Here is a 14201-nt window from a genome sequence, read left to right as displayed (position 1 = left end):
GGCACGGCGGCGGCTCGCCCCGTCCGGCCACCGGATCGGGTATCATCGGCCCCCACTCGCCTCGCGGAGTCGCCATGCAAGCCGCCCTTCCCCTGCCGCTCTCCACCCCCAACCGCAACCTGGTGCGGCTGACCATCGTGCGCGGCATCACCTGGACCGGCTTTCTCGCCGCCATCATCATCGGCATCGAGCTGCTGGGCTTCTCGCTGCAGGTGCCCGCGGTGATCGCGGTGATCGTCTCCATGGGCGTGATCAATATCGCCACCTGGTGGCGACTGGGGCGCCCCCGGGCGGTCACGCACCAGGAGTACCTCGGCCACCTGATGATCGACGTGACGGGGCTGACGCTGCTCTTCTACTTCACCGGTGGCGCCCACAACCCCTTCATCAACTACTACCTGGTCCCGGTGACCATCGCCGCGGCCACTCTCCCCTGGCGCCATGCCTGGCTGATCGCCGCGGCCTCCATGGCCGCCTACACCTTCCTGATGGTGGTCTACCAGCCGCTGCCGCAGCTTGCCCAGGGGGATGGCACGACCACCTTCGGCCTGCACACCCTGGGCATGTGGCTGAATTTCGGGCTCTCGGCGGGGCTGGTGACCTTCTTCATCTTCAAGATGGCGCATGCCCTGCGCCGCCGGGACCAGGCGCTGTCGCGCACCCGCGAGGCGGCGCTGCGCAGCGAGCAGGTGCTGGCGGTGGCCACCCAGGCCGCAGGCACCGCCCACGAGCTCGGCACCCCGCTCTCGACCATGGCGGTACTGCTCGCCGAAATGCGCGAGGATGCCAGGGACCACCCGGCGCTGACGCGGGACATCGAGCTGCTGCGCCAGCAGGTCGATACCTGCAAGTCGCGGCTGCGCCACCTGGTGCAGAGCGCCGATCGCCGGCGCATGGCCGAACCCGAGGTGTGCGATGCCCAGGCGTGGCTTGCTGGGGTGGTGCAGCGCTGGCTGGTCCTGCGTCCCGACGTCAGCCACCGTCTGGAGGTCGCCGAGCGGCGCGATCCTCCGCGGCTGGCGGTGGATGCCACCCTCGACCAGGCGCTGACCAACCTGCTCAACAACGCCGCCGATGCCAACCCGGACGACATCGTCATCCGCCTAGAGTGGAACGGCGAGGAGGTGATCATCGACATCCGCGACCACGGCCCGGGCGTGGCGATGTCCATCGCCGACCAGCTGGGCGAGACCTTCGTCTCCACCAAGAGCAAGGGGCTGGGGATCGGCCTGTTCCTGACCCACGCCACCATCAACCGCTTCGGCGGCGGCGTGAGCCTGTACAATCACCCCGACGGCGGCACCCTCACCGAAGTGACTCTGCCGCGCAGCCAGACGACGACCTGACGGCTCCGGGATTCCCCGACCCTGCGAGGACGACATGCAAGAGACCGCCGAACGCCTGCTGATCATCGACGACGACGAGATGTTCTGCCACGTGCTCGACCGGGCGCTGACGCGCCGCGGCTTCGAGGTGATGGTGGCCCACGACGCCGCCCAGGCGCTCTCCCTGGCGCGTCGTCACCAGCCCCAGCTGGCCACCCTGGACCTCAAGCTGGAGAACGAGTCAGGCCTCAAGCTGCTGCCCGAGCTGCTCGAGCTGGTGCCGGCGTGCCGGGTGATCGTGCTGACGGGCTATTCGAGCATCGCCACCGCGGTGGAGGCGATCAAGCTGGGCGCGGTGAACTACCTGTGCAAGCCGGCCGATGCCGACGAGGTGCTCGCCGCCCTGTCACGGGAGGAAGGCGATCCGGAAATGGAGCTGGCCGACAACCCGCCGTCGGTCAATCGCATCACCTGGGAGCACATCCAGAAGGTGCTCCAGGAGCACGACGGCAACATCTCCGCCACGGCGCGGGCGCTGGGCATGCACCGCCGCACCCTGCAGCGCAAGCTGCAGAAACGCCCGGTCAGGCGCTGAACTGAAGTCGTAAGCCGTAAGCCGTAAGCCGTAAGTCGTAAGCCGCAAAATGCCACCAGCGTTACTGGTGGCAAGGGTTTCTTACAGCTTCAAGCTTATGGCTTACAGCTCCCGGCGAAGCCGGGTCATTGCGCCGTCCAGCCCAGGTCGATGTTCCAGCTTGCCCCGGTGACGGCGCCGGCCTGATCGGAGGTCAGGTAGGCGACCAGCGACGCCACCTCGCTCGGCTCGATCAGCCGCTTCACGGCGGCATTCTTGAGCATGATGTTCTCGATCACCTCCTGCTCCTCCATGCCATGCATCCTCGCCTGATCGGCGATCTGGTTGTCGACCAGCGGGGTCTTCACGTAGGCCGGACAAATGGCGTTAGCGGTGATGCCCTGACCGCCGCCCTCCAGCGCCGCGGTCTTGGTCAGGCCGATCATGCCGTGCTTGGCACTGATGTAGGCGGCCTTGCCCGGCGAGGCCACCTGGGCGTGCACCGAGGCGATGTTGACGACGCGGCCCCAGCCGCTCTCGCGCATGCTCGGCCACACCGCCTGGGTGAGCAGGAAGGGCGCGGTCAGCATCAGGTCGATGATCTGGCGCCACTTCTCCTCCGGGAAGGTCTCGATGGGCGAGACGTGCTGGATCCCCGCATTGTTGACCAGGATGTCCACGCGACCGAAGCGCTTGATCGCCTCCGCCGCCGCCGCCTTGCAGGCTTCGCCATCGGTCAAGTCGGCCTGAAAGAAGGCCGCGCCGGCCTGCTCGGCGACCTCCTTGCCAGCCGGATTGAAGTCCACGGCCAGCACCTGATGACCCTGCTCGCAGAAGTGGCGGACCACGGCCTCGCCGATGCCGCTGCTGGTGCCGGTGACCAGGGCGACGCGGGGGATGGAAGGGGTGGCGGTCATGCGTGACTCCTCTTGATCGGATCGCTCCGGGGCGACGGGGCGCGCCCCGAGGGCCCGGTGATGGTGATGTTGTAGTGGTCGTCGCGCTCATGGCGTTGGCGCTGCACCACCAGCATAAGGCGAATGACGCGGTGCGTCATCCATCAGGAGGCGGGCTCGGTGGGGTCATGACGCGCTCCATCAGCTGCTGAGCCAGGCGGCTGGCCGCCTGACGAGAGTCGAGATCGGAGAGATCCTCCAGCAGCACGCAGCGCCAGCAGCCCTCGAGCTCAAGCTGGCCGTCACCGTCATCCTCACCATGACGCCCATCGCGAGTGTCGCCCAAGGGCTCCCAGGCTAAGGGGTAGCGACCCGAGGGCAGCGCCAGGGTCAGGCGCGGCTCATCGGGCGGCGGCGCGGCCTGGTCGTCGACCACCAGCGTCAGCGACAGCGAGACGGGCGTGACCAGCGCCCCGAGTAGGCCGTGGCGACCGTCGGGCAGCGGCTGGGGCTGAAAGCACAGCGCATCCACGGCGAGCCGAGGGTTGAAGTGGGGCTCGGTCTTGGCGTCCCTCAGGTAGCGGCGTGTCCAGGCCTCGGCCAGGTGCCCCAGCCGCGCGTACTGCGCGGCACTCAATGCCTGCATGGTGTCCTCCGGTTCGGCGAGGCCGCCAGTATAGTCGCCGGGCTTAGATTCACACACCGGGTTCGCGCACAGGGGGCTCGCACTCGGCCGGGGCACCCTGCCCTTCTCACCGGGCGTTCGGCAGCGACACGGCGAGCTGCTAGCATGAAGAGCGTTTGCCCCTGCCAAGGAAAGGAGCCGCCATGACACCCGCTCAGCGCCTGGAAATCGCCGTCGATATCGCCCGCGAAGCCGGTCAGATGATCATCGAGGCCCGCGAGGGTCAGACCTTCGGCCATCGCTACAAGCACGGCCATGAACTGGTCACCGATACCGACGTCGAGGTGGACACGCGGATCAGCGAGCGCCTTCAGGAGCAGTTTGCCGACGAGGCCCGCCTCAGCGAGGAGCTGGCCCCTGACCGCGAGGCGCTCTCGACCCCTCAGGCGCTGTGGGTGGTGGATCCCATCGACGGCACGGTCAACTTCGCCCACGGCCTGCATCACGTGGCGGTCTCCATCGGCTGGGCCAGCAAAGGCAGGACGCGCCTGGGGGTCGTGCATGCGCCCTTCCTGGGCGAGACCTTCACCGCCCTCGACGGCCAGGGCGCCTGGTGCAACGGCGAGCCGATCCACGCCAGTCGCACCAGCAGCCTGAGCCACTGCCTGGTGGGCACCGGCTTTCCCTACCGCCGTGACAGCCGCCCGCCGCTGATGCGCCGTCTCACCGCCGTCCTCGGCCACTGCCAGGACGTCCGGCGCAACGGCTCGGCCGCCCTGGACTTGTGCGACGTGGCCTGCGGTCGGCTCGACGCCTACTACGAGAGCGTCTCGCCCTGGGATTGCGCCGCGGGCTGGCTGATCGCCCGCGAGGCCGGCGCTCGCACCGGGCATCTCTATCCCGCCCCGGCGGCGATTCCGGAGGACCTCTACGGCGAGAACCTGCTGGTCACCGCCCCCGAGGTTCATGTGGCGCTCGGCGACCTGCTGCGCCGCGCCGATGCCGGCGAGGTCGATCTGTAGGACGATCACCGGCCGCCGCCCCCCCCCCGCGAGCGCCGATAGCACCGATAGCGCGCCGCCATCGCCGCCCAAGGCGGCGGCTATTGGCGAAAGGTCGCGCGCTCCTTCACAATACCGATCCTCTTTCCCCATCATCCATTGCCACGCACCTCGCCGTGCCAGGAGCCGCTTCATGTTCGTCGTCATCTTCGGCCGCCCCGCCTGCCCCTTCTGCGTCCGCGCCAAGTCGCTGGCCGAGAGTCTCGAGAACGCCGGCGCTATCGAGGGTCACCGCTACGTCGACATCCAGGCCGAGGGCATCACCAAGGCCGACCTGGAGAAGACCATCGGCCAGCCGGTTCACACCGTGCCGCAAATCTTCGTCGACCAGACCCACGTCGGCGGCTTCACCGAGTTCGATCAGTACGTGCGCGCCAACGCCCTGATGGGCGCCAGCGTCTAACCCCCTCGCGCCGTCCTCGACGCCGTCACCCTTCGGGTGGCGGCGTTTTCGTTGTGGGTCCCGCCCGCGCGTGACTGCGTCTTTGCCGCGTTGAATGGGCTGGCGGCCTCGCTGCCTATACTGGCGCTGCGGGCGCACATGATACGCAGAACGGGCCACACGCACGGGGCATCACGGACGGGGGAAACGGCACGATGCAACGGGAAGAGTTCGTCCAGCAGCTGTGGCTGGACTACGTCCATCACCATCCTGACGTCGGCGGCCTGCGGCTGTGGCCGGTGGAGACGCCGGCGGAATACCTGGCGATCCTGACCCTCAATCACGGCCCCTGGGCCATGGAATCGCTGATCCCGACGCTGGTGCGGTTCGGCTATCGCCCCCAGCAGCGCTACGGCATGGCCGATCGCGGTCTGCTCGCCACCCTGCTCAGCGCCCCGGCCCATGGCGGCTGGGTACTGCTTGCCGAGCTGCAACTGGGCACCCTGTCGCGCCAGCCCCGGGAGCGCCTGAAGGCGTTGGTCGCCGACGCCGACCCGAAGGAGGCGCGCAGCCAGGCACTGCTCTGCCACGGCCGTGCCTGGCCGATGCCCGACTGGGACACCTACCAGACCCTGCTGCGTGCCCACCCGCTGGCCGGGTGGCTCTCGGTGATGGGGCCGCGCATCCACCACGTCGGCTTCGACTGCCAACGGCTGGGCCACGACATCCAGACCCTCGACGGGCAGCTGCAGCAGGCCGGCCTCACCGGCAGCGACGATCGCCATCACGGCCTCTTCCCCATCTCGCCGCTGCTCGATTATCGCTTCTATGCCACCCGTTCGCAGCGCCTGGCCTTCGCCGAGGGCGATGAACACCGCATCGGCCTCGGCGGCCTGGCACTCGTACAGAAGCAGGTCAGCGCCAACCAGGAGCGCGCCGCCGAGCTGCTGCTGCCGCACCACACCCGCTGCGAACTCACCTGATTCGGATCATCCACAGAATCTGTGGATAACGCTGTGCATCACCCCGGGGAAAGCCTCGGCGGCCCGGATAACGGGGGCCCAGGCCCTAAGTGATCAGATTTTCGGCAGCGAGCGGAATGCCTCACGACACTCCCCGGCGTCGGCTTTCCTCTCTCGACACCCCTCACGATGCCCGCTTTCGATGCCCGCAACGACAACGGCCTGGACGCAGGGCCCGGGCCGTCGATTGGCATGTGCCTCACTCGAGGGCGACGTGCTGGATCACGCCTCGAAGGTCATCTCCGGCACGTGGTCGGGCACCACCAGCTTGCCCGCGGTCAGCGCCTTGATCTCCTCGACGGAGACGCCCGGCGCGCGCTCCTTGAGGTGGAAGGCGCCGTCCTTGATCTCGAGATAGGCCAGGTCGGTCAGCACGCGGTTGATGCAGCCGGCGCCGGTCAGCGGCAGGTTGCACGACTCCAGCAGCTTGGACTCGCCGTGCTTGGAGGCGTGGGTCATGGTGCAGATGATGTTCTCGGCGCCGGCGACCAGGTCCATGGCGCCGCCCATGCCCTTGATCAGCTTGCCCGGGATCATCCAGGAGGCGATGTTGCCGTTCTGGTCGATCTCGAAGGCGCCGAGCACGGTCAGGTCGACGTGGCCGCCGCGGATCATCGCGAAGGACTCGGCGGAGGAGAAGATCGCTGCGCCCGGCCGCGCGGTGACGGTCTGCTTGCCGGCATTGATCATGTCCGGGTCAACCTCCTCCTCGGTGGGGAAGCGCCCCATGCCGAGCAGGCCGTTCTCCGACTGCAGCATCACGTCGATGCCGTCGGGGATGTAGTTGGCCACCAGGGTCGGGATGCCGATGCCCAAGTTGACGTAGAAACCGTCTTCGAGTTCGCGTGCCACGCGCTGTGCCATCTGTTCGCGGGTGAGTGCCATCGTGTTGCCTCTTGTTGGTCGGTGGAGAAGCAGGAAGAGCGCCGGCGGGTCGCCGGAGGTCACAGGCGGGGCTCGTTAGCCCTCGCGCACGGTGCGCTTCTCGATGCGCTTCTCGAAGGAGCCCTGGATGATGCGGTCGACGTAGATGCCCGGGGTGTGGATCTGATCCGGCTTGAGTTCGCCCGGCTCGACGATCTCCTCGACCTCGACCACGGTGATCTTGCCCGCGGTGGCGGCCATCGGGTTGAAGTTCTGGGCGGTATCACGGTAGACGACGTTGCCATAGCGGTCGGCCTTCCAGCCCTTGATGATGGCGAAGTCGCCGACCACCGACTCCTCGAGGATGTAGTGGCGGCCGTTGAATTCGCGCACCTCCTTGCCCTCGCCGATCGGCGTGCCGTAGCCGGTGGCGGTGAAGAAGGCAGGGATGCCGGCGCCGCCGGCGCGCATCTTCTCGGCCAGGGTGCCCTGAGGCGTCAGCACCACCTCGATCTCCTCGTTGAGCATCTGCTGCTCGAACAGGGCGTTCTCGCCGACGTAGGAGGCATGGATCTTGCGAATCTGCTTGTCTTCCAGCAGCAGGCCCAGGCCGAAGCCGTCCACGCCGCAGTTGTTGGACCACACCGTCAGGTCCTTGACACCGCGGCGCTTGATCTCGCCGATCAGGTTCTCGGGGATGCCGCAGAGACCGAAACCGCCGGCGATCACGGTCATGCCGCTCTCGATGCCGTCCATTGCCTCTTCGTAGGAGTACACACGCTTGTCGAATCCGGCCATCGTGGCGCCTCGCATTGTTGTGGGATGAGTGGTGGAAGTGAACTGTGGGAGTGCATGGGCAGAGTGTCAGGCCAGTGTTACTTCTGCCAATATATTTGTTAAGTTTGTTTTATTTATTGATTAATAAAATAACCTCATAAATTCGACCTTGGTAGCACGCCATGACCGTCAAGCAGCTGCGCGCCTTCCTCGCCGTGGCGCGAACGTTGAGCTTCACCCAGGCCTGCGAGCACCTCCACCTCTCTCAGCCGGCGCTGAGCCTGGCGATCAAGGGACTGGAGGAGAGCCTGGGCGGGCGTCTGCTGATCCGCAACACCCGCAGTGTACGCCTCACCCCGGAGGGCGAATCGCTGGTGCCGCTGGCCAAGCGCCTGATCGCCGAGTGGGACAACACCGAGGAGCTGCTTCGCCAGCGCTTCACCCTGCAGCTCGGGCGCCTGGCGGTGGCCACCATGCCCTCCTTTGCCAGCACCCTGCTGCCGCCGGCGCTGCGCGCCTTCCGACAGCGACACCCCAAGGTCAATGTGACGGTCCACGATGTGATCAACGAACAGGTGATCGAGATGGTACGCGCCCGACAGGTCGAGCTGGGGCTGGCGTTCGAGCCCGAGGCCACCGGCAGCCTCTCCTTCGCGCCGCTGTTTCGCGACCGCTTCGTCGCCGTGGTGCCGGCCGAGTCGCGCCTGACCGATCGGCCGAGCCTCGACTGGGCGACGCTGATGACTCGTGATTTCATCGCGCTGCAGCGCCCCTCCATGGTACGCCGGCTGCTCGAGCAGGCGCTGGAGGGACGCGGACTCGTGCTGCCGGTGACCTTCGAGTGCCATCAGTTGGCCACCGTGGGAAGGATGGTCGCCAGTGGCCTGGGGGTCAGCGCCGTGCCGTCGCTGTGCATCGAGCAGATGCAGGAACTCGGCGCGGTCTGCGTGCCGCTCAAGGATCCGATCATCGAGCGCGACGTCGGCGTGCTGACCTGGAACCGTCACGAGCTCTCGGTCGCCGCCCTGGCCCTGCAGCGGGTGTTGGCCGAGACCATCCGCACCCCGGGGCTCCCGCCGCGTCGGTGAGCCCTTCAGCTGGGCAGCTCGCGGCCGATCCATTAGCATGAACGCCTCGTAAAACCCGTCAAGGAGACAGGCATGTCGACCCTAAAGGGGTTCGTGAGCCTCCTGCTGCTGAGCCTGACCACCCTGACCTGGGGGATTCCACTGATCCTGCTGACCCTGATCAAGCTGGGGACACCAGGGCGCCGCTGGCGTCGCCGGGTGCTGACGGGCCTCAACTGGGTCGCGCTCAACTGGATGGGCAGCAATCTGTGGTGGATGCGCCGCTGGTTGCGCCCGCCCCTGGAGCTGCAGCTGCCCGAGGGCCTGTCCCGGGACCGCTGGTGGCTGGTGCTCTCCAACCACCGCAGCTGGACGGACATCTTCCTGCTGTTCTTCGCCTTCCATCGGCGCATCCCCATGCCGCACTTCTTCGTCAAGCGCCAGCTGATCTGGATCCCCATCGTCGGACTGGCCTTCTGGGCCATGGAGTTTCCCATGCTGCGCCGCCTGAGCCGCGAGCAGCGCGAGCGCCATCCTCAACTGGCGCGTCGCGACCGCGAGGCCACCGAGCGCATGTGTCGACACGCCCGGGAGCGGCCCATCGCGATCTACAACTTCATCGAGGGCACCCGCTTCACCCCCGACAAGCAGGCGGCCCAGGGCGCCCCCTATCGACACCTGCTGAGCCCCCGTGCCGGCGGCATCGCCCAGGTGGTGGGCCTGCTCGGCGACCGGCTCGGCGGCATCCTCGATGTCACCCTGCACTACGACAATCCCGCGCCGAGCTTCTGGGACTTTCTCTGCGGCCGCGAGGGCCGCATGGTGTTGGAGGCGCGGCGTCTGGAGGTGCCCACCTGGATGATCGAGGGGGACTATCACGACAACACGGACTACAAGGAACGCTTCCAGTCATGGCTCAACGCCCTGTGGCAGGACAAGGATCGCCGACTCGACGCTCACCGTTGACCTGGCTGCTGATCGCCCTGACGGTACTGCTGGCCGGCTGTGCCGGACACAGCCGGGAGGGTGATTCCGCCCACGACATCGCCGGCGCGTGGGTCACCATCCAGCGTGGCGACACCCTGGGACAGATCGCCCGGCGAGCCGAGGTGCCCTTGGTGCGCCTGGAGCGCTTCAACCCCGGCGTCGACGCCCGGCACCTGGTGGTGGGTCAGCGCCTGATGGTGCCCGCCCGCGATGAGCGGGCGCCCTCCGGCGGCCCGTATCGCTACCGGGTGCGGCCCGGCGACACCTACAGCGCCATCGCTCGGCGCTTCGGCGCCAACGCCCAGCGCATCCGGGCGGCCAACCCCGGTATCGTGCCGACCGAGCTCAGGGTCGGCCAGCTGATTCAGGTACCGCTGGGCGCGCGCCAGGCGAGTGCCTCCGCCTCCGGCACCACCAACAAGCGACAGAGCGCCCGGCCGGGGCGCAAGCAGCTGCCGGACCCCGGCAACCTGCCCGCCTCGGCACGACGCTGGCCCTGGCCGCTGGACGACTATCGGGTGGCCCGCCCGTTCGGTACCGACCAGCGCGGTGCCCTGCAGCCAATGCTGCTGGCCACCGCGTCGGGCAGCCGCGCCAAGGCGGTGGCCGATGGCGAGGTACGCTTCGCCGACAGCATGCGCCAGCTCGGCCAGGTGGTGATCGTGCACCACGTCGATAACCTGCAGAGCGTCTATGCCCTGTGCAAGCGGCCACTGGTGGAAAGCGGCGAGCGGGTCAGCCGAGGCACCCCGGTCTGCGAGGTCGGCCGCCACGACGGCGGGCCGCGCCTGCTCTTCGACATGCGCCACGGCGGCAAGCCCGTTGACCCCGCGCAGATACTGCGGTGAACCAAGGCGCGCGGCGATTGCCGCGGCGTCACGCCATCGTCACCGTGGCGTCGTGGGCCTGTCATGAGCGATGCCCATCCTCGGCGGTGTCAGGCCCGGTCGGGCCCGCCACCGCACGAGGAGCGCCATGCGCATCTGCCTGGTCAGCGACACCTGGTCCCCTGATATCAACGGCGTCGCCCACACCCTCGGCCGGCTGAGCGCCGAGATGGAACGACGCGGGGTGGCACTGCAGCTGGTCCGCCCGCGCCCCGCCGGGCCTGTCACGCCACGCGCCGAGGGCATCGAAGCGGAACTTCGCGTTCGCGGCCTGGCCCTGCCGGGCTATCGCGAGGTGCGCATCGGCCTGCCGGCCGGGCGGGCCATCCAGCGCCTGTGGCGCCAACAGCGCCCGGCGGCGATCTACCTCGCCACCCAGGGCCCGCTGGGCTGGTCGGCGCTGCGCATCGCTCGCCGGCTGGGCATCCCGGTGATCAGTGGCTGGCACACCAACTTCGATCACTACTGTCGTGACTACGGCCTGCCCTGGCTGGCGCCGCTGGTGCTGCGCCGCCTGCGGCACTTCCATAATCGCACCGCGGCGACCCTGGTACCGACTCATGCCCAGGCCCGCGAGCTCTTCGAGCAGGGCTTCGCCAACGTGCGCGTGATGGCGCGAGGCATCGACGGCGAACGCTTCTCTCCGGCGCACCGTGACCCGGCGCTGCGCGCCGCCTGGGGCAGCGATGCCCACCGTCCGGTGGCCCTCTACGTCGGGCGCCTGGCGCCGGAGAAGAACCTGGCCCTGTTGCGCGACACCTTCTCCGCGATGCTCGCGGCGCGCCCCGACCTCAGCCTGGTGGTGGTCGGCGACGGTCCGGGACGCGCAGCCCTGGAGCGCGCCCTGCCCCAGGCCCACTTCACCGGCTTCGTCGATCGCGAGAGCCTGATCCGCCACTACGCCAGCGCCGACCTCTTCGTCTTCCCCTCGGTCTCCGAGACCTGGGGCAATGTCGTACTCGAGGCCATGGCCAGCGGCCTGGCGGTGGTGGCCTTTCGCCACGCCGCCGGCGCCGAGCTGATCGATCACGACCACAACGGCCTCAGCCTGGCGCCGGACGACCCGGCCGGCTTTCAGGCGGCGGCGGTCGCCCTGTGCCAGCAACCAGCCCGCTATGCCCGGCTGGGGCGTGCGGCACGCGAGCGCGCCTTGGCGTATCGCTGGCCGGCGATCGCCGACACCTTCCTCTCCACCCTCACCCAGCCGCTGGAGGTCGACGATGAAGCCGCTCCCCCCTGCCGTGTTTGATCGCCTGGACCTCATCGAGTGGCAGCTCTGCCGCCGCCTGGTCGGCTGCAATGTCCACCGACCCTGGCTGATGCTGCTGCGCCTGGCCAGCCGGCTGGGCGACTGGCCGCTGTGGGTCGGGCTGATCCTGGCTCAGCCGCTGCTCGACTCGGTGAACGGCGGGCGGCGGCTAGTCGAATACACCGCCACCGCCCTGGTGGCCATCGCCTGCTATCGGGTGCTGAAGACGCGCCTGTGCCGCGAGCGTCCCTTCATCACCTTCACCGGAATCATCCGCTGCGGGGAACCCGCTCGCGACCGTTACAGCTTCCCCAGCGGGCACACCATGCATGCGGTGCTCTTCTGCCTGCTGACCGCCGTGCACGCCGCCTGGCTGCTGCCGTGGCTGGTCCCCATCGCGCTGCTGATCGCCGTCTCCCGCGTGGGCCTGGGGCTGCACTACATCAGCGACGTGCTGGCCGGTGCTCTGCTCGGGACGGCCTTCGCGATGCTCAGCCTCGCGCTCTTCGGCTGAGCCTGTCGTCGGACCAGCATGCCAGCCCCGCTGGCCCAGGGCATGATGGGATGGCATCCTGAGCCGATGTCCCGATTATCGTCCTCTTCCTGTGAGACTCTGCTCGAGGCGCCGCCCCTGACGCGGTTCTCCGGTCTGCTGGGCGAACCTGCCGCCACCGGGGTGCTGACGCGGCTCGATCGTGAACTGGCCTGGCAGCGTCCGACCCTGCGCCTCTACGGTCGCGAGCATCCGATCCCACGCCACCAGGTCTGGATGGGTAGTCCCGAGGCTCGCTATCGTTACTCGGGGTGCGACTTCTGCCCGGAGGCCTGGCACCCCGCCGTCGCGGCGATCCGCGATGCCGTGGTCGAGCGCCTGGCCGCCGCGGGCCAGGCGGCACACTTCAACAGCGTGCTGCTCAACCGCTACGCCGACGGCGAGGAGCGTATGGGCTGGCACAGCGACGACGAGCCCGAGCTCGGCGCCGACCCGCTGATCGTGGCGGTCAGCCTCGGCGCCGAGCGGCCGCTGCGCTTTCGCTGGAAGCAGCGCGAAGCCGCGGCCTTCAACGCCTGGCTGCCCCATGACAGCCTGCTGCTGATGGGTCCCGGGGTGCAGCGCCGCCTGCAGCATGCGCTGCTGCCGCGTCGCATCGAGGGCCTGCGCATCAGCCTGACCTTTCGTTGGGTGCAGCCGCCGCCTGCGGACGGCCGTGCCAGCTGATCCCTGTTCCTCGACGCCCTTGCAAAACGGCCACCCCGTTCGAGATGGCCGCTATGTGTTGCTGATAACAGATAACGGTATAAAACCGCCGACGAGCGGTTCAACCGCGATGGTAACCGGGGGTGACGAAGGGCATCTTGCTGACCGTCATCGGCAGGCGCTTGCCACGCACCTCGGCATAGACGGTCGTACCGACCTCGGCCGCCTCGATGGCCACGTAGCCCATGGCCACCGGCCGACCGACGCTGGGGCCAAAGCCGCCGGAGGTCACGTGACCCAGATGGCCGCCCTCGGCATCGAAGAGTTCGGCGCCCTCGCGCACCGGCGCGCGGCCCTCGCCGAGCAGCCCCACGCGCTTGCGGCGGTGATCCTTCTTGGCCACTTGGTGCAGGATCAGGTCGGCGCCGGGGAAGCCGCCGGCCCGCTCGCCGCCGCGCCGGCGCGGCTTGCCGATGGCCCAGATCAGGCCGCCCTCGACCGGCGTGGTGCCGGTGTCGATGTCGTGGCCGTAGAGGCAGAGCCCGGCCTCGAGGCGCAGCGAGTCCCGCGCGCCCAGGCCGATCGCCTCGACCTCCTCCTCGGCCAGCAGGCGACGCGCCAGGGCCTCGGTGTCCTCGGCCGCCACCGAGATCTCGAAGCCATCCTCGCCGGTGTAGCCGCTCCGGCTGGCCCAGACGTCGATGCCATCGATGGTGAAGTGACCGTGCTGCATGAAGACCATCTCGCAGGCCTCGGGGCACAGGCGCTGCATCACGCTGACGGCCTGGGGGCCCTGCAGCGCCAGCAGGCCGCGGTCGACCACCTCCACCTGGTGATCTGGCAGGCCCCGGCGCAGATGAGCGATGTCCTGCTCGCGGCAGGCGGCGTTGACCACCAGGTAGAGGTGATCGCCGGCATTGACCACCATCAGGTCGTCGAGAATGCCCCCCTCCTCCGAGGTGAACAACGCATAGCGCTGCGTGCCCTCGGCGAGGCCGACGATATCGGCCGGCACCAGGGTCTCCAGGGCCTCGGCGGGTCGCGGGCCGCGCAGCAGGACCTGGCCCATGTGGGAGACATCGAAGAGCCCGGCGGCCTGGCGGGTATGCTCATGCTCGCGTTTTACCCCCAGCGGGTACTGCACCGGCATGTCGTAGCCGGCGAAGGGCACCATCTTGGCACCCAGTTCCCCGTGCAGGGCGTGAAGGGGGGTATGCTTGAGTTCACTCATGTCGTCGTCTCTCGTGACGAGGGGGCCAACGCAAGAGAGGTGCCCCTCGGGGCACC

Annotated in this window: 16 protein-coding genes; 11 read left to right on the top strand and 5 right to left on the bottom strand. The window is 68.6% G+C overall.

The window, feature by feature from the left end; translation table 11 throughout:
• Positions 1 to 74 precede the first annotated feature (74 nt).
• Positions 75 to 1346: an ATP-binding protein gene (locus tag FEI13_RS01580; protein WP_138178916.1), complete on the top strand. Its 1272-nt coding sequence runs from the start codon at positions 75 to 77 to the stop codon at positions 1344 to 1346.
• Positions 1347 to 1380: 34 nt separating this feature from the next.
• Positions 1381 to 1920, top strand: a complete 540-nt coding sequence (locus FEI13_RS01575) for a response regulator transcription factor (protein ID WP_138178915.1) — start codon at positions 1381 to 1383, stop codon at positions 1918 to 1920.
• 125 nt (positions 1921 to 2045) lie between these two features.
• On the opposite strand, the gene FEI13_RS01570 is transcribed toward FEI13_RS01575, so the two are convergent.
• Both FEI13_RS01570 and hybE read right to left on the bottom strand, forming a co-directional pair.
• The gene (locus tag FEI13_RS01570; RefSeq protein ID WP_138178914.1) at positions 2046 to 2816 is read right to left on the bottom strand and encodes a 3-hydroxybutyrate dehydrogenase; all 771 of its coding nucleotides are present in this window, start codon (positions 2814 to 2816) and stop codon (positions 2046 to 2048) included.
• A gap of 136 nt (positions 2817 to 2952) precedes the next feature.
• Positions 2953 to 3441 (bottom strand): [NiFe]-hydrogenase assembly chaperone HybE, encoded by a 489-nt coding sequence (gene hybE, locus FEI13_RS01565; RefSeq protein ID WP_138178913.1) that lies wholly within the window; start codon positions 3439 to 3441, stop codon positions 2953 to 2955.
• Between the two features lie 182 nt (positions 3442 to 3623).
• Here hybE and FEI13_RS01560 point away from each other — a divergent pair, with 182 nt between their 5' ends.
• The 3 genes from FEI13_RS01560 to FEI13_RS01550 all read left to right on the top strand — a co-directional run bounded on the left by FEI13_RS01560 (position 3624) and on the right by FEI13_RS01550 (position 5846).
• On the top strand, positions 3624 to 4442 hold the full coding sequence (locus tag FEI13_RS01560; protein ID WP_138178912.1) for an inositol monophosphatase family protein: 819 nt from the start codon (positions 3624 to 3626) through the stop codon (positions 4440 to 4442).
• A 172-nt stretch (positions 4443 to 4614) separates the two neighbouring features.
• Entirely contained in the window at positions 4615 to 4884 is a 270-nt protein-coding gene (locus FEI13_RS01555) for a GrxA family glutaredoxin (protein ID WP_138178911.1), read from the top strand.
• A 194-nt stretch (positions 4885 to 5078) separates the two neighbouring features.
• Positions 5079 to 5846: a VOC family protein gene (locus FEI13_RS01550; protein ID WP_138178910.1), complete on the top strand. Its 768-nt coding sequence runs from the start codon at positions 5079 to 5081 to the stop codon at positions 5844 to 5846.
• A gap of 261 nt (positions 5847 to 6107) precedes the next feature.
• Here the strand turns inward: FEI13_RS01550 and FEI13_RS01545 are convergent, their stop codons facing one another.
• Complete coding sequence (locus FEI13_RS01545; protein WP_138178909.1) at positions 6108 to 6770, bottom strand: CoA transferase subunit B; 663 nt, start codon at positions 6768 to 6770, stop codon at positions 6108 to 6110.
• Between the two features lie 75 nt (positions 6771 to 6845).
• A complete protein-coding gene (locus tag FEI13_RS01540) occupies positions 6846 to 7547 on the bottom strand; it encodes a CoA transferase subunit A (RefSeq protein WP_138178908.1) in 702 nt (233 codons plus the stop codon).
• A gap of 161 nt (positions 7548 to 7708) precedes the next feature.
• Here FEI13_RS01540 and FEI13_RS01535 point away from each other — a divergent pair, with 161 nt between their 5' ends.
• From FEI13_RS01535 to FEI13_RS01510, 6 genes are all read left to right on the top strand, one after another.
• Positions 7709 to 8614: a LysR family transcriptional regulator gene (locus FEI13_RS01535; protein ID WP_138178907.1), complete on the top strand. Its 906-nt coding sequence runs from the start codon at positions 7709 to 7711 to the stop codon at positions 8612 to 8614.
• A gap of 72 nt (positions 8615 to 8686) precedes the next feature.
• Positions 8687 to 9559 carry an acetyltransferase gene (locus tag FEI13_RS01530; protein ID WP_138178906.1) on the top strand — a complete coding sequence of 291 codons (873 nt, stop codon included), beginning with the start codon at positions 8687 to 8689 and terminating at the stop codon, positions 9557 to 9559.
• 5 nt (positions 9560 to 9564) lie between these two features.
• The gene (locus tag FEI13_RS01525) at positions 9565 to 10428 is read left to right on the top strand and encodes a M23 family metallopeptidase (protein WP_240036396.1); all 864 of its coding nucleotides are present in this window, start codon (positions 9565 to 9567) and stop codon (positions 10426 to 10428) included.
• 127 nt (positions 10429 to 10555) lie between these two features.
• Positions 10556 to 11716: a glycosyltransferase family 4 protein gene (locus FEI13_RS01520; RefSeq protein ID WP_138178904.1), complete on the top strand. Its 1161-nt coding sequence runs from the start codon at positions 10556 to 10558 to the stop codon at positions 11714 to 11716.
• The gene (locus tag FEI13_RS01515; protein ID WP_138178903.1) at positions 11688 to 12230 is read left to right on the top strand and encodes a phosphatase PAP2 family protein; all 543 of its coding nucleotides are present in this window, start codon (positions 11688 to 11690) and stop codon (positions 12228 to 12230) included. Before FEI13_RS01520 ends, FEI13_RS01515 begins: the two co-directional genes overlap by 29 nt.
• A gap of 66 nt (positions 12231 to 12296) precedes the next feature.
• Positions 12297 to 12935, top strand: a complete 639-nt coding sequence (locus FEI13_RS01510) for an alpha-ketoglutarate-dependent dioxygenase AlkB family protein (RefSeq protein ID WP_138178902.1) — start codon at positions 12297 to 12299, stop codon at positions 12933 to 12935.
• A gap of 100 nt (positions 12936 to 13035) precedes the next feature.
• Here the strand turns inward: FEI13_RS01510 and gcvT are convergent, their stop codons facing one another.
• A complete protein-coding gene (gene gcvT, locus FEI13_RS01505) occupies positions 13036 to 14145 on the bottom strand; it encodes a glycine cleavage system aminomethyltransferase GcvT (protein ID WP_138178901.1) in 1110 nt (369 codons plus the stop codon).
• Positions 14146 to 14201 lie beyond the last annotated feature (56 nt).

The organism is Halomonas urmiana (genome assembly GCF_005780185.1).
GTDB classification, from domain to species: domain Bacteria; phylum Pseudomonadota; class Gammaproteobacteria; order Pseudomonadales; family Halomonadaceae; genus Halomonas; species Halomonas urmiana.
Note: the sequence above shows the minus strand (reverse complement) of the source record. Positions and strands in the feature narration are given on the sequence as shown.

Excerpts from the sequence above, each read along its gene's own strand:
- FEI13_RS01580 (WP_138178916.1), top strand. The coding sequence starts at position 75 with ATGCAAGCCGCCCTTCCCCTGCCGCTCTCCACCCCCAACCGCAACCTG.
- FEI13_RS01575 (WP_138178915.1), top strand. The coding sequence starts at position 1,381 with ATGCAAGAGACCGCCGAACGCCTGCTGATCATCGACGACGACGAGATG.
- FEI13_RS01570 (WP_138178914.1), bottom strand. The coding sequence starts at position 2,816 with ATGACCGCCACCCCTTCCATCCCCCGCGTCGCCCTGGTCACCGGCACC.
- hybE (WP_138178913.1), bottom strand. The coding sequence starts at position 3,441 with ATGCAGGCATTGAGTGCCGCGCAGTACGCGCGGCTGGGGCACCTGGCC.
- FEI13_RS01560 (WP_138178912.1), top strand. The coding sequence starts at position 3,624 with ATGACACCCGCTCAGCGCCTGGAAATCGCCGTCGATATCGCCCGCGAA.
- FEI13_RS01555 (WP_138178911.1), top strand. The coding sequence starts at position 4,615 with ATGTTCGTCGTCATCTTCGGCCGCCCCGCCTGCCCCTTCTGCGTCCGC.
- FEI13_RS01550 (WP_138178910.1), top strand. The coding sequence starts at position 5,079 with ATGCAACGGGAAGAGTTCGTCCAGCAGCTGTGGCTGGACTACGTCCAT.
- FEI13_RS01545 (WP_138178909.1), bottom strand. The coding sequence starts at position 6,770 with ATGGCACTCACCCGCGAACAGATGGCACAGCGCGTGGCACGCGAACTC.
- FEI13_RS01540 (WP_138178908.1), bottom strand. The coding sequence starts at position 7,547 with ATGGCCGGATTCGACAAGCGTGTGTACTCCTACGAAGAGGCAATGGAC.
- FEI13_RS01535 (WP_138178907.1), top strand. The coding sequence starts at position 7,709 with ATGACCGTCAAGCAGCTGCGCGCCTTCCTCGCCGTGGCGCGAACGTTG.
- FEI13_RS01530 (WP_138178906.1), top strand. The coding sequence starts at position 8,687 with ATGTCGACCCTAAAGGGGTTCGTGAGCCTCCTGCTGCTGAGCCTGACC.
- FEI13_RS01520 (WP_138178904.1), top strand. The coding sequence starts at position 10,556 with ATGCGCATCTGCCTGGTCAGCGACACCTGGTCCCCTGATATCAACGGC.
- FEI13_RS01515 (WP_138178903.1), top strand. The coding sequence starts at position 11,688 with ATGAAGCCGCTCCCCCCTGCCGTGTTTGATCGCCTGGACCTCATCGAG.
- FEI13_RS01510 (WP_138178902.1), top strand. The coding sequence starts at position 12,297 with ATGTCCCGATTATCGTCCTCTTCCTGTGAGACTCTGCTCGAGGCGCCG.
- gcvT (WP_138178901.1), bottom strand. The coding sequence starts at position 14,145 with ATGAGTGAACTCAAGCATACCCCCCTTCACGCCCTGCACGGGGAACTG.